Raw genomic sequence first — 21458 nt, 5'->3', positions numbered from 1 at the left:
AGCTGTTGACATAGATAAGTAACTAATGGAGAGGGTTGTTTAAAATGGAATCAGTTGAAATGGTGACATTATAAAAGCAGAACATGTACATCTGCTAGAAAAAAATGTGCTTCTTAATTATTAACAAGCTTGTGGTATAGATAATTGGAGTGGCTATGGTGAAGCAATGAATGATGGAGGAGAAGAATAATGTTATTACTAAATAATTATGACTTTACTATCAATCGCTTTCCTAATGGAGAGTAGAATCTCCTTAATATCTAGGAAGCAATCGTATTTTCAAAGCATAAAAGGTACATCACTTCATATTAAAATATCGAAGTGAAAGATTAGTTAAGGTTAATCAAATATATATATAAGGTGCATAATGGTATGTTAAATTACGATCAAGAGCAAGTTATGATAAACTCAATCCTTGATAGAAGGAGCAAACACTTAGCACAATTAGAGCGTGATTCTGCTTCTTCCTCTCAAAAGAAAGTTTGGAAGAGGTTTTATGACAGGCTACTAGGTAAATACTCTGTTTCTTCCGAGGTGAAATATTATGGCTAAACTAACGGACGAAACATTGGATTGGTTAGGTGATATGTTTGTTGAGAATGAGATTCTTGATAGGCATGGTGTTACTTTCGAGACGTTTGTGAATTGGTGGAAGATAGGTTTGCTAGAAAAATATGATTTAGTATTTTAAAAAACTTATTAAAAGCAATATAATAATATCAAATGTTATTAATTTAATTTAGAGGCGGTGAGAAACATGACAAACTATAACACTCAAAGGTTCGCAATAGAAGTTGAAATTATCACTACTAAATTAGTGGAAACACTTAAAAGTAAGAATGCTGATTATGGCAACAATGTTGACAAAAACATTGACGAATGGGGATTATCTTCATTAGCTATTCGCTTAGATGATAAACTCAGTCGATTCAAAAATCTAATCAAAGAAAGTAAAACTCGCCAAGTGTCAGATGAAGCTATCGAAGATACTTTATTAGACCTAGCAGGGTACGCGATCTTAGGTTATCGCAAAATGCAAGAAATGAACCATAAAGTTGTAGATAAGATTGACAAAGAGGTTGCAACAGTAATCGAAAAAGCATTAAAAGAAGCTACAACTCAAGATAAACGAACATTAGGATCAACAACTTTTACGTTCAACTGTTAAAAGTTATATAATGATGTATTTAAAAGGGGGATGTTTTTAACGTGGTTATTCTTTATACACGCACAGTATGCCCAAAGTGTACTTTAATCAAAACACTTCTTGATTCAGCAGAGGTGGCATACGAACAAGTCAACTTAGACTTTGATGAAAAAGCAGAAGTGGAGCTAAAGGAAAAAGGATTCATGGGCCTACCTATCGCACTTGATGAAGGTCAATATTATGCTGACGTTCCTTCAATTCAGGCTTTCATTGCTCAAAAGGCATGATAGCCTACGCTAGTAGAACAGGTAACGTGAGAGATATTGTGGGAAGACTAGATAAGTCTATTCCTATAAGGGAGATTACAGCTAGTACTATTGTTCAAGACCCCTATTACTTACTAACTTATACAGATAAGCTAGGGGAAGCGCCTGAGGTAGTAAGACAATTCCTATCTTCACATGAAGAAAATAGGGAAAATCTTAGAGGTGTAATCGCAAGTGGTAACACAAATTTTGGAAAGCGGAATTTTTGTGGCTCTGCTATTGAGATCTCTCAGTGGTTAAGAGTTCCAATAATACGCATGATTGATCTGCGAGGTAATCAGGATGATATAGCAACTATTAGCAGTAGCTATAGAAAAATGATTGCAGGTGAACAAGTTTGAAAAATTATTTAATGTTAAACAACGAGGTTCTTAATACTTACAAAACATTGGGTATTATTGACCGAAAGAAGGACAGAGAAGCTACAAGTGACTTCTTCTTTGAAGAGATCAATCGTAAAACAATGTTCTTCCATACGCTTGAAGAAAAGATTAACTACATAAAGCGTGAGAATTATTATGAAAAGGAATTCTTAGACAAATATTCATTTAAGTTTGTCAAGAAAATCTTCAAACTAGCTTATGATTATAAGTTTAGATTCCCAACGTTTATGAGTGCTAGTAAGTTCTACAGCTCATATGCACTAAAAACTCGTGATGGAAACAATTTCTTAGAGCGGTATGAAGATAGAATGGCTATAGTTGCCTTATATCTAGCTCAAGGTAAGCGTAAAGACGCTGAGGATTGGATTCATTACTTAATGCGTAGTTACCAACCTGCAACACCAACTTTCATTAATGTTGGTAAGAAAGCTCGCGGTGAGTTTGTGTCATGTTTCAAGATTGCTATGGCAGACAACATGAACTCAATCGCTCACAATATCGGAAATGCTCTACAGCTGTCGAAGCTAGGTGGTGGGGTTGGTATTTCACTAACTGATTTACGTTGTGCAAAGGACCCAATCAAAGGCATTGAAAACCGAGCGTCAGGTGTTATACCTGTTGCTAAGTTGCTAGAGAACTCATTCTCATATGCAAATCAATTAGGTCAACGAGCAGGTTCAGGCGTTATTTGGCTCAATGTGTTTCATGGTGATATTGAGGACTTTATCTCAGCTAAGAAACCAAATGCAGATGAAAAGATTCGCCTTGCTACTTTAAGTACAGGTATCATTTTCCCTGATATTTTCTTCGAGTTAGCTCGTCAGGATAAGGATATTGTTCTATTCTCTCCTTATGATATTAAGAATGAGTATGGTAAAACTATGTCTGAAATCTCGATTACTGACATGTACTACGAGTTACTTGATAACCCTAACATTCGAAAACTGAAACGCATTAATGCACGTAAGTTATACACTGACATTAAGAAATCTCAAATTGAGAGTGGTTATCCATTCGAAATGTTTGATGATAATGTCAACAAAGCACACCCATTGAAAAAGATTGGGCGAGTGAAAATCACTAACCTATGTACAGAAATCATGCAATTAATGGAAACCTCTGAAATCAATGATTATGATGAAGTAGATATTATTGGTCTTGATGTAAGTTGTAACTTAGGCTCACTTGATATTCACAATGCAGTTAAAGAAGAAGACTTCGATAAGTTAGTTAACGCTTCAATGCGGATGCTTACACAAGTTTCTCTATTAACTAACATTAACAATGTGCCTTCGGTTGCTCGTGCTAACCAAGAAATGCACTCAGTAGGATTAGGTGTTATGAACCTCCATGGTCACTTTGTTTCTCAGGGTATCATGTATGGAAGCGAGGAAGCCAACGAGTTCATTGACGCTTTCTTCACTGCATTAAACTACTACTCTATTAAGGCTTCTGTAGAGATTGCAAAGGAACGTAAGAACAAATTCTATCGTTTCGAAGATTCTGAGTACGCAAGTGGTGAATACTTCGAGCATTACTACAGAAAAGAACTAGTAATTACTTCTGAAAAAGCTAAACAGGCGCTAGGCAATGTTCCAATCATCACTATAGCCATGTGGAAAAAATTAGCTCAAGAAGTTAAAAAGCATGGTATGTTCCATGCATACAGATTGGCAATTGCACCTACAGGTTCAATTAGTTACATTAGAAGCTCAAGTGCTTCAATGTCACCAATCACAGAGCGTGTAGAAGTGCGAGACTACGCTGATTCGAGAACAATTTACCCCATGCCTTACCTTGATAATAACAACAAACATCTTTATGTTGAAGCATACGATATGGATATGTTTAAGATGATTGATTCCTACGCAATCGCTCAGAAACACGTTGATCAAGCTATTTCAATGACATTGTACATTAAAGATAATTGGACAACAGAACAGTTAGCTAAAGTGTATATTTACGCATGGCTAAAAGGGATTAAATCAGTCTACTATGTGCGACAACGTATGCAAACAATTGAAGAATGTGAAAGTTGTTCAGTATAAAAGAAGGTGTTATAGATAAATGGAAGTATTATCAGAAAGAGCGTATATACAAAAAAGATTTGAAAAAGTCTTTGAAGCTGTCAATTGGAATAAACAATTAGGCTTACATGAGGTCTTTTGGAAACAACAGGTCAAGCAGTTTTGGTTGCCTGAGGAAGTAGCTGTATCTAAAGATCTTTTAGGTTGGAAGCAATTTGAGTTTCAAGTAACCTATATGCGAGTTTTAGCAGGGCTTACTTTACTAGATACAATTCAAACTAACGTAGGTATGAATGAGCTTTCACGCTTTGTTAAGAAACTACAGCAGAAAGCATTGTACTCTTTGTTTGGGGCGTTTGAAGCAATTCATGCTAAATCATACAGCTATATCTTTACAACACTTGCAACGAACTCTCAGATTGATGAAGTATTCGAATGGGTTAAGACCAATCCATATCTTCAATATAAAGCGAGTAAGATTGAAGCAATTTACTCAGCTATTAAAGAAGATGATGATGTTTCACTATGGAAAGCGCATTTTTCTTCTGTGATGTTAGAATCATTCCTGTTTTACTCAGGGTTCTTCTATCCACTTTACTTAGGGGGACATGGGATACTTAAAAATAGTGCTGAGGTTATCTCATTAATCGTCCGTGATGAATCAATTCATGGGGTTGCAGTAGGTTACGAAGCTCAGGAAATGTTTAAGACGTTTGATAAAGCAACTCAGGATGAATTAAAGATTTGGGGCTATGAGCTTTTAGCAGACCTTTATATCAATGAGTTAAAGTACACAGATGATGTGTACGCTGAAACAGGGGTAGGTGGTAAGGTTAAGGCTTATGTGCGCTACAACGCAAACAAAGCTCTAATGAACTTAGGCTTAGATACTATGTTCCCTGACGAAGAAGTAGACCCAATTGTTTTGAACGGTATTCGTACTGATTCAGTGACACATGATTTCTTCTCACAAAAGGGCAATAGTTATACAATGGCTAATGTTGCACCTATCACTGACGAAACATTCAACTTTAAAGGGTACAATATTTAATTGGCGCTATCAAAAATAATATAATGATATTAAATAGAAAAATATTATTGGCGTTCAATCAAAACGCTGATAACACTAATGCAGAGCTCGAAGCCAACAAAAAGCTTCAAGATAAAATAAAACAACTCATCAAAGGAGATACAGAATAATCTATGCAGAAGCAATTTGTAAAACCACAGGTTAAAGATATTGTCTTTGACCGTAAGCAAAAATTTGAAGGGCGAGTATCTTATATCAACTTCCAAAATAAAACAGCAAAAATTGAAGTCATTGTTGATACAAATAAAGAGCTTCAACAACGTACAACAGAGCTTGTTGAATCCAAGCTGTACGACTTAATCGTGTTGGAGAAACATCCTCGTAAAGAGTTTGACAAAAATCGCCATTTTACACTCGTAAAAGAGTTCCAAAGTGCTTTTAATCACCCTGTAGCTGAGAAGCCAACAGCAATTGGAGCAGAAAGAGGTTTAAAACGTACAATTTGGGTAGGTGAGGAATTAGTTGAGTTCCTACACGCTTGCTCAAAAGACAAAGAACAGTTCGCTAAACTTTATTATGCTTTCCTCGAAGGGCTAGGTGAAGCATACAAGAAGTCACTAGCAACTAATTTCATCCAAGATAATACTGAGCGTATTGTCGCAATGGCAGACGCTCTAATAGACTCAGACTACTTCCTTAAAGGCTCGTTTGTGGAATTAGGTGTACTACCACAACAACTATTCGAAATTGTCCATGCTTCTAACATGAGCAAGTTGTTTACTGACGAAAATGGTAAAAAGCACCCTAAATATCGCGAGGATGGGAAAGTTCTTAAATCACCTGAGTTCTTCCCACCTGAACAAAAATTGAAAGAAGAAGTTTTACGTCAAGCTCAAGCTTAATGTATTAGCAGGGGGGTACCCTGCAATTTCTCTAAGAGGTAAACGATATGCAAAATTTCTCTAATACAGAGTGGGAAGGCCTAACAGAAGAAGAGGTTTTTCTGTTAAATCGAAGACTAGTTATTACTACAGTTAGAAGAAAGTTTCCTAATAATCAATACTTTTGTAAAGCTCATATGCTTGATCTAGATGATTTAGTGCAACTTGGGAACATAGGGTTACTAAATGCAATCAGAACTTTTGAGCCTATTAGAAAGAGTTCATTTCGAACGTATGCAATCAACTGTATATCATGGTCTATTTCTACCAATGCAAAGAAAGAATCTCTACGCACAGTTAATACTCAATCATATGATTTAGCTAATGTTATGAGTGTAGATACACCACTTAATATGAATGGCAATGAGGAAGAAGCGGTAATTTTCCTCAACACCATAGAAGCAAATGAAAATACTAGCGAAACTGCAGAAGGTAACTTGTTTCAGCAGCAGGTTATTGAGTTCTTAAAAGCAGATAAAGATATAGATGATGAATTGTTATATATTCTTATTGCTAGAACAAAAGAGAAAACAATGAGGGAGATTGCCAAACATTTTGACAAGCACCCTAACGCAATCAGTCAACGATTAAAAACTCAGAAAGCTATTCGAGTTAAAAATCGCTTGAGGAAATTTTTGAAGAATAGAGATTATTAATGTACCAAACAGCAGATAAGCAATACAACACAATTATTCAACAAATTCTTGATAATGGTATTATGGATAGTCCTGAGCATGTGCGAACTGTCTATGAAGATGGAGAGAAAGCACCTACAAAAGCGATTATCAATGTACAGATGAAATTTGACAATAGTATAGATGCTATTGTGTTAACAACAAAACGAGTGCCATTGAAAGACCCAATCAAAGAACTATTTTGGATTTGGCAGAAAATGTCTAACAAAGTCTTTGACCTACAGCAAATGGGCTGTCACGTTTGGGATGAATGGGAGCTTAAAGATGGAACAGTCGGAAATGCTTACGGTTGGCAACTTCGCAACAAATACCAGCGAATTATAGCTGACAGAACATTCCTAGAGATGGTTCGAAATGGAGAGTTATCTGAGAAGCCTGATGAAGTTCTTTCGGATGAAGAATTTGAGAACGCTGTGGCTTACTGTGAGGAATACATAGAGTATGTTGACTTAAATCAAGTGGATTACTTATTGTACATACTTAAAAAGAACCCTCACTCACGTAGAATTAAGACTACTCTGTGGTGTGTAGAAGACTTACAAGAAATGGCTTTACAACCATGTGTGTATGAAACACATTGGCAACTGTTTGATGGAAAGTTGGCACTTACTGTAAATATCCGTTCTAATGATATGGCATTAGGTAACCCTTATAACATCTATCAATACTCAATTTTGCACCGATTAATCGCACAGGTGACAGGTCATGAAGTTGGTGAGTTGTGTATCAACATTGATAACGCACATATCTATGACAGACACTTAGAGACTATCGAGAAGCAGATTAAGGGAGAGTTGCATGAGCCTCCTACAATTTGGATTAACCCTGAAGTAAAAAGCTTCTATGACTTCACAGTGAATGATATTAAGGTTCAAGATTACAAACATAGTGGTACATTCTCTTACGAAATTGCTATATAAAAGGAAAAAGTAATATGAATTTGGCGAGTTAAAAGGAGAGAAACAAACAATAACCAAAGAAACTGAACCAAAATTTGAAGTGATAGGTTTTGAAAGAATAGACTTCGATTTTGAGCAAAAAGTTCTTAATGGAGATAATGAGGTCATTTGAAAAAGACATCAAGCTTTATGTAGATGAAGCTGGTACTTAAATACACGTGAAGATTCTAAAGATGTTGAATTAGGTGGCCTAACATTAAGCGTTTCGTGTGTGTAAAGCTTTTTAAACCACCAAAGAAATATGCCAAAGACCTAGATATTCTAGGTTTTTTCTTTTTGGGAAAAAGTTTAAACATTTTTCATAGCTTTACTTGTGTGATATTTTGCAAAATTCTGTAAAATTAATAGGTGGGTAAATTTACTGTTATTTTTCTAAAAAAGCGTTATGATAGTAGGAATGATATGGTAATACAGCACCAAAGAAAGTAGGAAAAGACATGACTAAGTATGAAACATTATTGTTTGACGTGGATGACACATTATTAGATTTTGACTTGGCTGAAAATGCAGCACTTGACCGTTTATTTAAACAGGAAAATATTGCAGCAACTCCAACGATGATTGCGCGTTATAAAGAGATTAATGAATCTATGTGGCGTGCTTTTGAACGTGGTGAGGTGTCTAAAAATACATTACATAACACTCGATTTTCGATTGCATTAAAGGAATTCGGCTTAGATGTAGATGGGGAGTACTTTGAAGCGGTCTTTCAAAAATATTTGAAGGAGGCACATCATTTTGTAGATGGTGCCTACGAAGTAATCGAACAGCTCGCCGATAACTATGATTTATATGTCGTTTCAAATGGTAAAACAATGACTCAAAATAAACGTCTAGAGGATTCAAATTTAGCACAATTTTTTAAAGACATTTTTATTTCAGAGCAAACAGGCTATCAAAAACCAATGCCAGCTTTTTTCGATTACGTTTTTGATCGTATCGAACTTATAAATAAGGACAAAACCTTGATTATTGGTGATTCCTTAACATCTGATGTAAAAGGCGGATTACAAGCAGGAATTGATACTTGCTGGTTTAATATACGTGATATTGAAAATACAAGCGATATTCAACCACATTTTGAAATTAAAAAACTTCATGATTTACACATATTATTAGATAATAAAGTAACAATTTGATAAGTACATGTCTGAACTACGCTTCAACTGTTCGTAAGTCTGAACAGTTGAGGTGTAGTTTTTTGATTGAACAAATCTTGAAAAGTATTATACTTTTGGGAGTTGAATCCAGTAGTAGTTCGTGCATTCAGCCAAAGACATTGATGCCAATAACAGTTATGTTGGTGTTTTACATTCTTTAGGAATTATAAACAGGAAAACGCCATCTACATTTGATTCAAATGCTATCTTTAAGGGTGCCCCAAACGACAAGACAAATTTATTACAGATAAAATGCTAGTGGTGACATTAGATGTTGCACGTAGGATTTAATAGTAGTCAGTAAAAGTCGAGGACATGATGTCTCTCGACTTTTTTTGTTGTTTTTTTCAGTGAATGAATTTGGCGCTATTAGCATGAATTTTTTTAGTATTACGTATTATACAAAAGAGGTACCACATATAATTTTTTTTATTGCTACCTAGATAAGTCATAGTACAGTGAACATGCTAGTTAGAAGCATAAGAACAAAATCTATCGGTTTATTTATCTCATATAAAAAGTGCAGTTGCGGGAGAGGAATAGTTCATAATCTACAAGCATGGGGAGTGACAATAGTGAAAGATTCAGAAACCCTATTAATGAAATTACATTACTTTGCTAGTATGCTTGAGTTTTTAATTGACAAGCATAATCAAGATCAAATGGTAGGTTATTATTCAGAGCTAGAGGAAGTGATTGATGATTATTCTTCCTTTATAACTAACAGTGAGAATGAAAATCAATGGCATAATTTAAAACAAACTTATGAAATCTCACTATTAATCGAGAAGTTAAGAAAAATGTCCGCTGATTGTGTGAAAATAATGGAAAAACATTGGGCTTTGAAATACTTACATGAAACCGAAGAGATGACGGATTATTTTCGCAATATAGAAGGCTGCATTGAAAAAGAACATAGTGGCTTTCCTATTACCAATAAATCGAAGGTGTTAGTAGTTGGGTCAGGTCCGTTTCCAATAACATTATTATCGATTGCTACACGTACAGGAGCAGATGTTTTGGGTATTGATATTGACGATGAAGCTATTCTGTTGGGGAGACAAGTGGCTACTAAACTTGGAAATCATACAATTCAGATTGAAAATAAATCAGTGGATGAACTCCAATCCATTCAACAGATTAGTCATATTATTTTTAGCTCAACAGTCAACTGTAAATATGACATATTAGAACAATTACATGATTTAACAAATAAGGACGTGATGATTGCGATGCGTTATGGGAATGGATTAAAGTCTCTTTTTAATTACCCAATGGAAACAGTGGATGCAACAAAATGGCGTATAGTCGAGAAAATTGCAGTCTCTCAAGGTGTATTTGATATCGCTTTATATCAAAAAGTATAAATACTAAATTATAAGGAGAATCATATGACATTTTTCAAAAAGGTTTTATTATTAGGGACAGGGCCAACATCTGTTCAACTAGCTGTGAATTTTAGAAATCATTTCAATAGCAAGGTGGGGATTGCTGGTCGAAAATCTTCACGTTCAAATATGTTCTTTGAAAAAACAATCAAACAACAACTTACACTTAAAGCACATATACAAAATAAACAGCATCAGTCTGCAGCTGGAGAATGTGTGATTGATTGTCTTTTTAAAGGGTATAATACAATATCAGGAGATTGGGATACCATTGTTCTCAGCGTGACTACAGATGCCTATATAGCTGTATTATCACAAATTGATATCCAAGTTTTGAAGCAAGCCAAGTGTATTATATTGATTTCTCCTACATTTTGCTCGAATCAATTAATTTCTAACTATTTAAAACAGATATCCTCCTGTGTTGAGGTGATTAGTTTTTCTACATATTATGGTGATACTAGATGGTTAAACGGTGTGCCATCGAATGAAGTGTTAACAACGGGGATAAAGAAAACGGTTTATATTGGATCGAATCAATCAAAATCGGAACATATGGATAAACTAAGCGAGTTATTTTGTCAGCTAGGAATTCATGTGAAAGTTTTAGCATCACCATTAGAAGCAGAAACAAGAAATATTTCTTTATACGTACATCCAGCACTGTTTATGAATGATTATTCATTAAAGGCAATATTTGAAGAGCAAGGGACTATAAAGTATGTTTATAAGCTTTACCCTGAGGGACCTATTACGTACACAATGATTCGCCATCTGCTGAATCATTGGAAAGAAATGATGAAAATAGTAACGCATGTGAATATTCAACCTCTAAACCTTTTGAAATTTATGGTAGATGATAATTATTCATTACAACCGTTAAGTATAGCACGACAAGATATCGAAGATTTTGAAAAACTGGAGTCTATACATCAGGAGTATCTGTTGTATATACGTTATGCATCGTTATTGATTGATCCATTTTCTAAACCAGACCAAGAGGGAAGATACTTTGATTTTTCAGCTGTGCCTATAAAAAGGATATTTTTGAATCATGAAGGTATATGGGATATCCCAAGAATGCCAAAAGAGGATTACTATCGCCTTAAAATTATTCAAGGGGTAGCTAGAGCTTTAAAAATTAAATCTCCAACGATTGATCAATTTATATTTACGTATGAACAAAAGCTCCGGCAAGTAGTAGCATCATCATCTGAGAAAATGTCCTTTTCTGAAGCGTTTCAAATAAAAACTTTTTCAAAAGATATTAATATGATTTGTAAAGAATTAATATAAAAACCGGTGATGGTGGACATTTCGGTGGCAACTTAATGTTTAGGGGATGGTATACGAATGAAGGACATATGTTACGTTTCATTTTAGTGTCATTTTACAGGGTAATGTTTTGTTTTTGAATGGAGTAGGTGTTTACCAACCCACAGATATTTATTGAACAGTAGATTCTAAAGGTATAAAAATCATTAGAACGGGCAAAACCTTTTATGAGACTAGTTTCCATGAAAGGGGAAAAGACGATGAATACTGTTTTAACTGTAAATAAACGCGATAAAGGGCGTCATTCATCATTAACTCAACTTAGACAGAACGGTGCTATTCCGGGCGTTGTTTATGGCTACCAAATGGAATCCACAGCGGTATCACTGGATGCCAGACAATTTGCAAAAATGTTAGCTCAATTTGGCAATAAAAATGTCTTCCAATTAGATGTAGACGGTAAACGGGTTAACGCAGTATTAACAGAAGTACAACGCTGTGCGTTAAGGGGCAATGTAAAGCATGTAGATTTTAAGTCCATCAATATGTCCGAAGAACTAGAGGTTGATATTCCAGTAACGGTTTCGGGTCATGCTATTGGAGTTGCAGATGGTGGATTCCTATTACAGCCTAATCGTGAAGTTCGTATAAAAGTAAATCCGTCAGAAATTCCTGAAACAATAGAGGTGGATGTGACTGATGTAGCAATCGGGACATCACTTTATGTAGGAGGTATTCGCGAAAAGTTCTCTTTTGAAATTTTACAGGAAGATGACTATACATTAGTGACGATTACACCTCCTGCCGCTGAAAATGTACAGGATGACGACATAGTGGATGGGACCCCTGAAGTAATCGAGGCTACTGGGAAAAATCCATCTGCATCAGAAGAATAGCAACAAAAAAAGGAGCCATCTTACACGTACGGTAAGTGGTTCCTTGCTGTTTATTGCATAAACTGCTGTAAAGATTTGTTCGATTATATATAGTTGAACTGTATATTGCAACCGAATAAAAAAAGACAATGCAAAATTGCATTGTCTTGTAAGCCTATACTACAGCGCTTTTCACGCCAGTCCATCTCATAAATAATTTTTCATTATACGTTAAAGCAAACTGTACAATCGGTCCGAGTCCGAAAGCCATTAGCACAGTACCAACGCCGATAGGACCACCTAGTAAAAAGCCGATTAAAGCGACACTTACTTCCATAGTTGTTCGAGAGCGTGTGACACTCCAACCAAGCTTATGAACCATAAGAAGCATTAATGAATCACGAGGACCAATCCCTAAATTTGCCACCATATACATACCGCAACCCCAGCCAAGTAATAGTAAGCCACATACATATGAAAGAAGTTGCATCCAAAAACCATCTATATCAGGAATCAAATAGTTAAAAATATCAATAAAAATTCCTGCTAAAAACATATCTATAAACGTACCCGGCAGTGGAAATTTCTTTGTAATTACTATATCAAACGCTATTATGGCTAGTCCGATGAGAATGGACCAAGTACCAATAGTTAATCCCATTGTTTTAGCAAGTCCAATATGTAATACATCCCATGAACCAACACCGAAAATCTGACCTTTAATTGTCAATGTTATACCTAAGGATAAAAGCAAAATACCCGTTAAGAAGAACAGACACCGTGTGAAAAATGCTTGCTTCATCATTATAACCCTCATTCTAAAAATTCATGTTGTACAACAAATTATTATAACAATAGATTTTAAAATGAATCGAATATTGTCAATTCGTATTTTTCAAAAAAATATGATTAGGTAAGATAAATCAGGACAAAATAGTAGGGATAAGAAAGGATGAGATGATATGACCTCTGTGCGAGAAGAAATACTAGAAGTTTTAAACCGTGAAAAAATAGGAACGATGGCGACCGTCGAGAACGGCAAACCGTACTCACGCTATATGACATTCCAACATGAAGATTTTGTATTATACACAGTTACGAATAAACATTCTGAAAAAATGGAGGAGCTTCGCAAAAACCCATATACACATATATTATATGGATACGAAAATGGAGGCTTTGGTGACACGTACGTTGAAATTGAAGGGAAGCTAACAGAGATTCTAGAGGAAGGAATAAAAAATAAGTTAGCCGAACTTTTTACAAGCATTTTCGTTGGTAATCAAGATGAAATGATTACACTAAAAATCGAGCCGATTCGTATGCGCTTGATGAATAAAAAAGGCGATCCACCTAAAGAGCTTGAATTTACAAACGACCATTAAGCAGTGGTCGTTTTTTGATTGCCGCATGATCATTGATTCTGTACACATTACTTTTTTTGTTATTATTAGTTAAAAAAAGGTGGGATGGGTGGCTGCCCCCCAGGAAAGCACTTAGTCGTAAGTGAAATCAACCACTCGTTTTGCCGAAGGGGACATTTAAAAGGATGCAATAATTCTCAAAAAATTTCCTCGATCATTTTGTTTCAACATAATGAACCGACCTAAAAGCATAGCTGCTTTCAGGCGGTTTTTTAAATGGGATATATACGTGCTTTTAACTGCTTATTTAAAATAGAAGCCTGCGTCAGTGCTTGTTCATCGTGACGTATCTCACCAGGCTTGTTTGCCTCTCCAATAATGTACGAGGAGAACGGCATCTTTAAGAAGTCAAAAATATACTGGAATTGCTGGATCATTGGTAGACCCTTTATATATGGGGCATCACCACCGACAGCAAGAACAATGGCCTCGGTAGTTTGTAGTTTGTCTTTTAGCTGTGGAAAACGCTCATCTCGAATAGCATGACTCAGTCGATCCACCATGTTCTTCATTATTCCTGACATGCTGTACCAATAGATCGGTGTGGCAAAAATAACAACATCACTTGTTAAAAACGCTTGTATAATTTGATCATAATCATCATCTACAAACTGAAAGCCGTTGTCATCGTGGCGCAAATCGTGAATAGGCTCGACCGTTAAATTTTTTAGATCTATTTTTTTATGATGTAAGCCCTCTAATACATAATTAGCTAGTTGTTCACTATTACTATCGGCTCTAGAGCTACCAATAAATGCGGTAATGTTCATGAAAATCCTCCTCTGTCCTTCAGGTTATAACTAGTGTAAACTTAACTTTATTATCGATAAAGCTGAATGTTTCGATGAAATGTATCGAAAAAAACGATTTAGGGGTGGGGAAGATGGATATTAAACAGCTGCAAACGTTTTTAACAGCTTCAGAAACGTTAAGTTTTACGCAAACAGCACAGTTACTAGACTATGCTCAATCGAGTATTACAGCACAAATTAAATCGCTTGAAGAAGAGCTTGGTGTAGTCCTTTTTGAGCGGCTTGGAAAACGCATTAGCCTTACAGAGGAGGGTGAGCGATTACAACAGTATGCCCAAAAAATGCTAGATTTAAATATGGAGATGAAAAAAGCTGTATTAAATGAACAAACACAAGCGGTATTAAAAATTGGTGCACAGGAAAGCCAATGTGTATACCGTCTGCCAAGTGTTTTACAACAATTTCAGAAATCCCATCCACAAGTCAAAATCATTTTTAAACCTGTGCATACAACCGAAATAGCCAAAGATTTATTACAGTCAGGCAATCTAGATATAGCATTTATTACGGATGCATATAAGGAAACACCTATGTTACATCGTGAGCGACTTATTCAAGAGCAATTAGTTTTTGTAAGTGCACCTACTGATAGCAACGAGGAGAGAGCAGTATTTTCTTTACAGCAACTTTCAAATGAAACGATGCTTCTGACAGAGAGCGGTTGCTCCTACCGTAATCAATTGGAATTACAGCTGCAGCAGGAAGGTTCGCTACCAATACAAATGATTGAATTTGCAAGTATTGAAGCCATTAAGCAATGTGTGATGGCAGGCTTAGGTATTACATTCTTACCTAAAATGGTGGTCGAGAAGGAGCTAAAAAACCAACGTTTACAAGAACTGATTACATCAACGAAATTAGCAGACATTTTTACAGATATCGCTTGGCATAAGGATAAGCATATATCTCCGTATCTCGCTGATTTTATAGAGATTGCTATGAAAATGTATAAGAAGTTTTAAGGGCATATATTTTTTATCCGGACCTTTTTTCAAAATGGATTCTTTTTGTTTACTGACTAAGCAATCTTTTAAAGTACACAGCTGTATCAAAAAAAGTGCGAATGAATTTTTTAATTCATTTCGCACTTTTTAGTTCTTTTCACAATTGAAGAGTATTATTGTGATTTATAAAGGTCCTTACAGTTCGACCTATGATAAATTTATTGTTTCTTCAAAGTCCCAGAAAAGTTCGTTCCTTCATCATGCTCTTTGCGACAATCTACCTCGGTAATTTTAAGCGCATTATTAAGACGTTCAAATTCTAATACACATCGATTGCCGTTTGAAGATTTATTCATCACGGCCTTCGTGTTAGAAGTAATCGTCGCTGTACCATCGACACTCCCTGCAGCTGTCCCATCATTCGCAGTAATGAAAATAGTAAAATTTTTGCTTGTTGCGTTTGAAATGTAGGCATCACGGCGATTAAAATCAGTGGAGCCTGTACCCCATTTATAGTAATACGAATAGGTACCATTCCAAGCACTATTAGAAGGTGCTGTCAGCTGCATTGTTTTATCAAGCTGATTTTGGCCATTTTTCGCTCGTGTATTTAATGAAGTATTACTTACATTTTCGTGAATTTTTTGTGCGTCTTCTGAAATCTCATAAAAATTTCTTTCATCCATACGGTGGAGCATTGTAACGACTTGAGCTCGCGTCATATTGTTTGTCACGCCAAAAAACTTCTGCAAGTTACGGTTTTCATACTGTAAGTTTTGACCAGTGGAAATGTAATAATCGAGTAAAAACTGTATGGATTGATCTAATCCACTTTTACCATTTGCTAAATGTGTAATAGCCTGTGCCACAACACCGCGCTTCACATTAGCTCCTCTAATAGTGTTATCGAAATATCCGTTTAATGGAACACCATAGCTTGCAAGTCGATTGTAAAATTCATCAGACCAGTTTGCTAGAGGGGTTTGTTTTTTTAGCTCATCATAAGGTGATTCGAGCTCGTAAAAATTAGCAAGTAGTTTTGCAAATTGTTGCTCCGTGATTGTTGCATTGGGCTTAAATGAACCGTCTGCATAGCCATTAACGATATCATATTCCTCTGCCCACAGGATGGCTTCATACGCATAGTGATCTTCTGGTACATCTTTAAAACCAGCAGCTTGCACAGTGTATCCACTTGCCACAACCAGTATGGGAAGCAATAAAGCGAACACTATTTTTTTCATTTGTCTCTGTCATCCTTTCTTTCGTACTATTAATAGTTTGAAGGATATGGATAAAAACTGCAAATTTTTCTAGTTTATTTTAAGTAGAAAGGATGAGATAGAGCAATCCTATAAGCGATTCATTTAGGAAAGAAGGAATAAACAGCGATGTTGAATAGTTTCGATAAATATCTCCAAAAATGGATGCCTATTTTAACGCCACTAAGTTTAGTGATGGGTGTATTGTTGGGGAATGTAGGGCATCAGCTTTTATTTTTAGTGCCGTGGCTTTTTGCATTTATGACGTTTGCAGGTAGTTTAAATATGAGTTTTGAAGGGATAAAAAATCTTCGGAAATATTCAAAGGTTATAGTAATAGCCCTTGTATTTTTACATCTGATGATGCCGATGTGGGCCTATTTTGTATCAACCGTTATCTTTCATGATCATTTACTAACGATTGGCTTTGTCTTAGCAGTCGCTGTGCCAACTGGAGTAACGAGTTTTATTTGGGTAAGTATTTGTGGAGGACATCTTCCATTGTGTCTTGCAATTATTTTAATCGACACACTTATATCCCCCGTAGTTATTCCTGCTTTACTACATATTGTTGTGGGGCAAACAATCGAAATTGATACTGCAGGTCTAATGTTAGATTTACTTTGGATGATTGTTGTACCTTCACTTATAGGTGTAGCGTTGAACGAGTTGACTAAAGGCAATATTGCGGTGACACTAGGAAAGAAATTATCCCCTTTTTCAAAACTAAGCTTATTTACCATTGTGATGATTAATAGTAGCGCAATCGCTCCGTATATTACACACTTTAGTTGGGGGCTTGTCGGTGTTATTTTAGTCGTATTTGTTCTAGCTATATCAGGGTATGCGCTCTGTTTAGTACTCGGTCATATTCTTTGGAAGGATATAAGTATTATTACAATGTTCGTTTTTACTGGAGGGATGCGCAATATTGCTGTAGGAGTAGTGATAGCGACGACATACTTTCCTACAAAAACGGTTATGCCAGTAGTGTTTGGCATGCTATTTCAGCAAGTTCTAGCCTCGTTCTTTAGCCGAATAGTTGAGCAGTATCAGTTGAAAGTTGCGAAAGGCTAAATATCTTAGCAATTCTTTTGTGGAAGGTAAATAAATTTTTTAAGACTTACGCTATCGATTGTTATTAAGTCGCCACATTAATTGTTCCAAAAGAAGGAGAGGCACAAAAATGTGATGTAAGATCATCAAATGAAAATAGCGAAATATGAGGTTTCCAATATGCCACCTTCAGAATATGATGAAGATAAGCAGTATCCATCGTTATGTAGGATGGGGGAGATATTCTATTTTAAAATTTTACAATAATAATAAATTGAAAGTAAATATCAGTTGTGCATGCGAAAGTATTATGAATGCTAATTATGTCTCATAAGAAAGAAGAGTGCGCTAATGAAAGAATTGGATGATTTGAAACTAACGATTCTTCCGTTAATTATTTTGCTGATTCTTATACTTTTTTGGAAACTGACCGAGTCTGTCGGAGCGGGTATGTTGATTATTATTTTCTGGATAGGCTGGCGGCGCCTTATTAGAAAATCACTATAAATTGAATATGAGTTACCGCCAGCTTTATTCAAAAAAGTTAAACATCGTTTGATACTGGAATCAAACGATGTTTTTTTGCATTTGCCTCTAATCTTCTGCATAGTTCTTACTTTTGAAAAACGACTATGTACGATTATTTGTAATTTTGTTACTATGTAGTAATTAATAAATGAAACAACAAGGAGATACGGCATGTGGCATTATCGGAATGTATGGATTATTTTATTGGGCGAATTTGTCGTTGGTCTTGGCTTATGGGCTGGGATTATAGGCAATCTAGCTTTTATGCAAGAGGTCGTTCCCTCTGACTTTCACAAATCATTAATTATTTCTTGCGGTATATTGGCGGGCTTATTAGTAGGTCCGTTGGCAGGACGTATTATTGACAATTCGCAGAAAAAAACAGTTATACAGTGGGCAAGTGTAGGACGAATTATAAGTGTTTTATTTATGTTTATGGCACTTTTTACAAATTCGGTTGTATGGATGATTCTTTTTTTAATTACGCTGCAAATAGCGGCAGCCTTTTATATGCCTGCTCTACAATCTATTATTCCAATGATTGTTAAGGATAAGGACTTAATCACACTTAATGCTTGGCAAATGAATGCCCGAACGATTTCAAGGATTATTGGTACGGCTGCAGCAGGATTCATGTTAAGTTTCTTTGACTTGAAATGGTTGTACATCATTTCATTTATTGTCTATATTCTGATGTTTGTTATTACGAGCTTCCTACAATTAGACGAGATGGCTGATCACTCATTATCAACTAAGGAAAAGGGAGGTTTTAAAGAAGTGTTACCGATGGTGAAGGAGCACCCAATTGTTTTAATGACACTTGTTTTAATGTTAATTCCAACATTATTTTTAGGTTCCTTTAATTTAGTTATTATGAAAATTTCTGAGATTCATCATTCAACGACAATATCTGGATTATTGTATACAGTTGAGGGCATTGGTTTCATGCTTGGTGCAGCTGGTTTAAAATTGATTACGGAACGGGTGAAAATTGGGACACTCCTCTTTACTTTAGCATTTATCATCGGTTCGATGGAACTCATGCTACTATTATCGGATATCAAGTTTTTTGCATTAGTAGCTTTTGGCGTTTTTGGTTTTTCAGTAGGCTGTTTTTTCCCAACAACCATGGTGATTTTTCAAAAGCAAGTGCCAAAAGATTTTCATGGCCGATTTTTCTCATTCCGTAATATGATTGATTCTGTCATCTTTCAGGTCGTCTTATTGTCAACAGGTATGATGCTAGATTTAGTTGGTTTAAGTGGATTGGGACTAGTTTTTGGTATAATCAGCTTAAGTTTAACGATCACTTTTTTACTATATTCAAAGAAAAAGAATGTTGTGATGCAGGCGCATTAATTAAAAAGGAACTGTCAAATCTGCTTCTACTTTGACAGTTCTATCTTCTTATTAAGTTTTATATACATTTTACATAGTAATATTTAGGATGCGGTCTATGGACGGTACTTCTGCTTTCTTACTTTTATGACTAACGAGGACAGGTTTATTAAATGGAAAATAATAGATGGTATTTTTATTGGAATTCTAAATAGTATTGCGATCTCTTGATAAAACATCTACTTGTCCAATCTCTGCAATGAATGATTTTGTTGAAGTTGTCGAATGGGCTGACAAAATGGTTATGTTTTAATCATTAAGATAAGTAGAAAGAAGGTATTGAAAGATGTTTGGAAAAACACAAGACCCGATAGAGACTTATATAGAATCACCCGATAAGCTAAAGAGCTTATATAGGCGAGTGTTATTCGTTGTTAGTCTCTCACAAGTTTTTGGTGGGGCAGGGCTTGCAGCAGGTATTACAGTAGGGGCTCTTTTAGCTCAACAAATGTTAGGAACGGATGCTTATGCAGGGGTACCTTCCGCTTTATTAACTTTAGGTTCGGCGGGGACAGCTTTAATTGTAGGGAAACTATCTCAACGTTATGGGCGTCGTACAGGGTTATCGACAGGTTTTATTGTCGGAGGACTCGGTGCAATTGGTGTAGTGATTGCTGCCATGATAAATAGTGTCATTTTATTATTCGCTTCTCTATTAATCTATGGCGCAGGAACTGCAACAAATTTACAAGCCCGCTATGCAGGGACAGATTTAGCCAATAATAAACAACGAGCAACTGCTATTAGCACAACAATGGTGATGACAACATTCGGAGCTGTGGCAGGGCCAAATTTAGTAAATATTATGGGTGAATTTGCAGTTTCTATTGGTGTGCCGGCTCTTGCGGGTCCATTTATCTTATCAGCAACAGCATATATCCTAGCAGGTCTGGTCCTTTTTATTATGTTGCGTCCGGATCCATTAGAAATAGCGAAACTGCTTGAAGCGCACAAACAAGAAAATGAGCATGGAAATAAGTCAGAATCCTTAAATAAAAAAGCTCACAATAAAAGAGGTCTTACAGTCGGTGCAACGGTGATGGTACTTACGCAAATTGTAATGGTTGCTATTATGACAATGACACCCGTACATATGAAACATCATGGCCATGGTTTATCGGAGGTTGGACTTGTTATAGGGTTTCATGTAGGTTCTATGTATCTTCCATCGCTCGTAACAGGTATTCTTGTTGATAAAATCGGGCGGACTGCCATGAGTATTGCTTCCGGAGTGACTCTGTTATTTGCTGGCTTATTGGCGGCGTTCGCACCAAGCGATTCTATGCTTCTATTAATCATTGCTCTATCTTTACTTGGGTTAGGGTGGAACTTTGGCTTAATAAGTGGTACTGCACAAATAGTAGATTCGACAGAGCCTTCGACACGTGCAAAAACGCAAGGGAAAATCGATGTTTTAGTTGCACTAGCAGGAGCTTCTGGTGGTGCTCTCTCAGGTATGGTAGTGGCTAATGCGAGTTATGCAACATTATCTTTAACTGGAGGTCTATTGTCTTTAATCCTTATTCCAGTTGTCATTTGGTCAAGAAAAGCTTAGGATAAATTATTGATACTAAAATTTTTAAAGGTTACTAAAATGGTTTCAAAGTAACCAATGGCTTTAAATGTTTACTTCGTGAATCCAGCCAAAGTATCCAGGTAACAAGTATAGTAGCGGAAAAATTTTAAAGCCCAGGTACTCAATTAATTTTGAGCCTAGGCTTTTTTTGCGTTTATTATAGCTTCTTTAACATTCTTGTTTGGGCTATTAAAACAAATGTAGAGACAACTGCAATTATTATAACTCCAATGGAAGATAACTCAACAGATG

The 21458-nt window shown here is 35.8% G+C and carries 22 protein-coding genes and 1 pseudogene; 20 read left to right on the top strand and 3 right to left on the bottom strand.

Annotated features, from left to right (window positions below):
- Positions 1-124: 124 nt before the first annotated feature.
- The 15 genes and pseudogenes from AC3WSK_RS19365 to AC3WSK_RS19295 all read left to right on the top strand — a co-directional run.
- Positions 125-190, top strand: a pseudogene (locus tag AC3WSK_RS19365) (hypothetical protein); the annotation flags it as partial.
- Between the two features lie 182 nt (positions 191-372).
- On the top strand, positions 373-552 hold the full coding sequence (locus AC3WSK_RS19360; protein ID WP_492535089.1) for a hypothetical protein: 180 nt from the start codon (positions 373-375) through the stop codon (positions 550-552).
- Complete coding sequence (locus AC3WSK_RS19355) at positions 545-691, top strand: hypothetical protein (protein ID WP_170938950.1); 147 nt, start codon at positions 545-547, stop codon at positions 689-691. Before AC3WSK_RS19360 ends, AC3WSK_RS19355 begins: the two co-directional genes overlap by 8 nt.
- 66 nt (positions 692-757) lie before the next feature.
- Positions 758-1168 (top strand): nucleotide modification associated domain-containing protein, encoded by a 411-nt coding sequence (locus AC3WSK_RS19350; RefSeq protein WP_079561236.1) that lies wholly within the window; start codon positions 758-760, stop codon positions 1166-1168.
- Between the two features lie 41 nt (positions 1169-1209).
- Positions 1210-1434 carry a glutaredoxin family protein gene (locus tag AC3WSK_RS19345; RefSeq protein WP_079561237.1) on the top strand — a complete coding sequence of 75 codons (225 nt, stop codon included), beginning with the start codon at positions 1210-1212 and terminating at the stop codon, positions 1432-1434.
- On the top strand, positions 1431-1814 hold the full coding sequence (nrdI, locus tag AC3WSK_RS19340; protein ID WP_079561238.1) for a class Ib ribonucleoside-diphosphate reductase assembly flavoprotein NrdI: 384 nt from the start codon (positions 1431-1433) through the stop codon (positions 1812-1814). Before AC3WSK_RS19345 ends, nrdI begins: the two co-directional genes overlap by 4 nt.
- The gene (nrdE, locus tag AC3WSK_RS19335) at positions 1811-3904 is read left to right on the top strand and encodes a class 1b ribonucleoside-diphosphate reductase subunit alpha (protein ID WP_492414648.1); all 2094 of its coding nucleotides are present in this window, start codon (positions 1811-1813) and stop codon (positions 3902-3904) included. The genes nrdI and nrdE overlap by 4 nt, the downstream gene beginning before the upstream one ends.
- A gap of 19 nt (positions 3905-3923) precedes the next feature.
- The gene (gene nrdF, locus AC3WSK_RS19330) at positions 3924-4934 is read left to right on the top strand and encodes a class 1b ribonucleoside-diphosphate reductase subunit beta (protein ID WP_079561240.1); all 1011 of its coding nucleotides are present in this window, start codon (positions 3924-3926) and stop codon (positions 4932-4934) included.
- A 152-nt stretch (positions 4935-5086) separates the two neighbouring features.
- The gene (locus tag AC3WSK_RS19325; protein ID WP_079561241.1) at positions 5087-5815 is read left to right on the top strand and encodes a pyrophosphohydrolase domain-containing protein; all 729 of its coding nucleotides are present in this window, start codon (positions 5087-5089) and stop codon (positions 5813-5815) included.
- 47 nt (positions 5816-5862) lie between these two features.
- Positions 5863-6510, top strand: coding sequence for a sigma-70 family RNA polymerase sigma factor (locus AC3WSK_RS19320; RefSeq protein WP_079561242.1), 648 nt, complete (start codon positions 5863-5865; stop codon positions 6508-6510).
- Complete coding sequence (gene thyA / locus AC3WSK_RS19315) at positions 6510-7469, top strand: thymidylate synthase (protein ID WP_492414647.1); 960 nt, start codon at positions 6510-6512, stop codon at positions 7467-7469. The genes AC3WSK_RS19320 and thyA overlap by 1 nt, the downstream gene beginning before the upstream one ends.
- Positions 7470-7945: 476 nt before the next feature.
- Entirely contained in the window at positions 7946-8647 is a 702-nt protein-coding gene (locus tag AC3WSK_RS19310) for a YjjG family noncanonical pyrimidine nucleotidase (protein WP_492414646.1), read from the top strand.
- 596 nt (positions 8648-9243) lie between these two features.
- Positions 9244-10035 carry a nicotianamine synthase family protein gene (locus AC3WSK_RS19305; RefSeq protein ID WP_240518257.1) on the top strand — a complete coding sequence of 264 codons (792 nt, stop codon included), beginning with the start codon at positions 9244-9246 and terminating at the stop codon, positions 10033-10035.
- Positions 10036-10059: 24 nt separating this feature from the next.
- Positions 10060-11352, top strand: coding sequence for an opine metallophore biosynthesis dehydrogenase (locus tag AC3WSK_RS19300; RefSeq protein ID WP_492414645.1), 1293 nt, complete (start codon positions 10060-10062; stop codon positions 11350-11352).
- A gap of 239 nt (positions 11353-11591) precedes the next feature.
- On the top strand, positions 11592-12227 hold the full coding sequence (locus AC3WSK_RS19295) for a 50S ribosomal protein L25/general stress protein Ctc (protein WP_492414644.1): 636 nt from the start codon (positions 11592-11594) through the stop codon (positions 12225-12227).
- Positions 12228-12381: 154 nt separating this feature from the next.
- Here the strand turns inward: AC3WSK_RS19295 and AC3WSK_RS19290 are convergent, their stop codons facing one another.
- The gene (locus AC3WSK_RS19290; protein WP_079561367.1) at positions 12382-13008 is read right to left on the bottom strand and encodes a YczE/YyaS/YitT family protein; all 627 of its coding nucleotides are present in this window, start codon (positions 13006-13008) and stop codon (positions 12382-12384) included.
- A 160-nt stretch (positions 13009-13168) separates the two neighbouring features.
- Between AC3WSK_RS19290 and AC3WSK_RS19285 the strand changes: the two genes are divergently transcribed.
- Positions 13169-13591: a pyridoxamine 5'-phosphate oxidase family protein gene (locus AC3WSK_RS19285; protein WP_079561247.1), complete on the top strand. Its 423-nt coding sequence runs from the start codon at positions 13169-13171 to the stop codon at positions 13589-13591.
- A gap of 251 nt (positions 13592-13842) precedes the next feature.
- On the opposite strand, the gene AC3WSK_RS19280 is transcribed toward AC3WSK_RS19285, so the two are convergent.
- Entirely contained in the window at positions 13843-14400 is a 558-nt protein-coding gene (locus AC3WSK_RS19280; protein ID WP_492414643.1) for a flavodoxin family protein, read from the bottom strand.
- Between the two features lie 113 nt (positions 14401-14513).
- Here AC3WSK_RS19280 and AC3WSK_RS19275 point away from each other — a divergent pair, with 113 nt between their 5' ends.
- Complete coding sequence (locus AC3WSK_RS19275; protein WP_492414642.1) at positions 14514-15404, top strand: LysR family transcriptional regulator; 891 nt, start codon at positions 14514-14516, stop codon at positions 15402-15404.
- Between the two features lie 200 nt (positions 15405-15604).
- On the opposite strand, the gene AC3WSK_RS19270 is transcribed toward AC3WSK_RS19275, so the two are convergent.
- A complete protein-coding gene (locus tag AC3WSK_RS19270) occupies positions 15605-16630 on the bottom strand; it encodes an S-layer homology domain-containing protein (protein WP_492414641.1) in 1026 nt (341 codons plus the stop codon).
- A 147-nt stretch (positions 16631-16777) separates the two neighbouring features.
- Here AC3WSK_RS19270 and AC3WSK_RS19265 point away from each other — a divergent pair, with 147 nt between their 5' ends.
- The 3 genes from AC3WSK_RS19265 (at position 16778) to AC3WSK_RS19255 (ending at position 21185) form a co-directional block, all read left to right on the top strand.
- Positions 16778-17725 carry a bile acid:sodium symporter family protein gene (locus AC3WSK_RS19265; protein ID WP_492414640.1) on the top strand — a complete coding sequence of 316 codons (948 nt, stop codon included), beginning with the start codon at positions 16778-16780 and terminating at the stop codon, positions 17723-17725.
- A 678-nt stretch (positions 17726-18403) separates the two neighbouring features.
- Positions 18404-19591, top strand: coding sequence for an MFS transporter (locus AC3WSK_RS19260; protein ID WP_492414639.1), 1188 nt, complete (start codon positions 18404-18406; stop codon positions 19589-19591).
- A gap of 325 nt (positions 19592-19916) precedes the next feature.
- Positions 19917-21185: an MFS transporter gene (locus AC3WSK_RS19255; RefSeq protein WP_492414638.1), complete on the top strand. Its 1269-nt coding sequence runs from the start codon at positions 19917-19919 to the stop codon at positions 21183-21185.
- Positions 21186-21458: the final 273 nt, after the last annotated feature.

This window comes from Lysinibacillus sp. EB271-A1-10B, assembly GCF_058791335.1.
The sequence above is the reverse complement of the archived record's forward strand: the minus strand, read 5'-3'. Positions and strand labels throughout refer to the sequence as shown.

Coding starts and splice junctions, on each gene's coding strand:
- AC3WSK_RS19275 (WP_492414642.1), top strand. CDS start 14,514: ATGGATATTAAACAGCTGCAAACGTTTTTAACAGCTTCAGAAACGTTA.
- thyA (WP_492414647.1), top strand. CDS start 6,510: ATGTACCAAACAGCAGATAAGCAATACAACACAATTATTCAACAAATT.
- AC3WSK_RS19350 (WP_079561236.1), top strand. CDS start 758: ATGACAAACTATAACACTCAAAGGTTCGCAATAGAAGTTGAAATTATC.
- AC3WSK_RS19300 (WP_492414645.1), top strand. CDS start 10,060: ATGACATTTTTCAAAAAGGTTTTATTATTAGGGACAGGGCCAACATCT.
- AC3WSK_RS19325 (WP_079561241.1), top strand. CDS start 5,087: ATGCAGAAGCAATTTGTAAAACCACAGGTTAAAGATATTGTCTTTGAC.
- nrdI (WP_079561238.1), top strand. CDS start 1,431: ATGATAGCCTACGCTAGTAGAACAGGTAACGTGAGAGATATTGTGGGA.
- AC3WSK_RS19265 (WP_492414640.1), top strand. CDS start 16,778: ATGTTGAATAGTTTCGATAAATATCTCCAAAAATGGATGCCTATTTTA.
- AC3WSK_RS19285 (WP_079561247.1), top strand. CDS start 13,169: ATGACCTCTGTGCGAGAAGAAATACTAGAAGTTTTAAACCGTGAAAAA.
- AC3WSK_RS19310 (WP_492414646.1), top strand. CDS start 7,946: ATGACTAAGTATGAAACATTATTGTTTGACGTGGATGACACATTATTA.
- AC3WSK_RS19260 (WP_492414639.1), top strand. CDS start 18,404: ATGTGGCATTATCGGAATGTATGGATTATTTTATTGGGCGAATTTGTC.
- AC3WSK_RS19280 (WP_492414643.1), bottom strand. CDS start 14,400: ATGAACATTACCGCATTTATTGGTAGCTCTAGAGCCGATAGTAATAGT.
- AC3WSK_RS19295 (WP_492414644.1), top strand. CDS start 11,592: ATGAATACTGTTTTAACTGTAAATAAACGCGATAAAGGGCGTCATTCA.
- nrdF (WP_079561240.1), top strand. CDS start 3,924: ATGGAAGTATTATCAGAAAGAGCGTATATACAAAAAAGATTTGAAAAA.
- AC3WSK_RS19290 (WP_079561367.1), bottom strand. CDS start 13,008: ATGAAGCAAGCATTTTTCACACGGTGTCTGTTCTTCTTAACGGGTATT.
- AC3WSK_RS19255 (WP_492414638.1), top strand. CDS start 19,917: ATGTTTGGAAAAACACAAGACCCGATAGAGACTTATATAGAATCACCC.
- AC3WSK_RS19355 (WP_170938950.1), top strand. CDS start 545: ATGGCTAAACTAACGGACGAAACATTGGATTGGTTAGGTGATATGTTT.
- AC3WSK_RS19360 (WP_492535089.1), top strand. CDS start 373: ATGTTAAATTACGATCAAGAGCAAGTTATGATAAACTCAATCCTTGAT.
- AC3WSK_RS19270 (WP_492414641.1), bottom strand. CDS start 16,630: ATGAAAAAAATAGTGTTCGCTTTATTGCTTCCCATACTGGTTGTGGCA.
- AC3WSK_RS19320 (WP_079561242.1), top strand. CDS start 5,863: ATGCAAAATTTCTCTAATACAGAGTGGGAAGGCCTAACAGAAGAAGAG.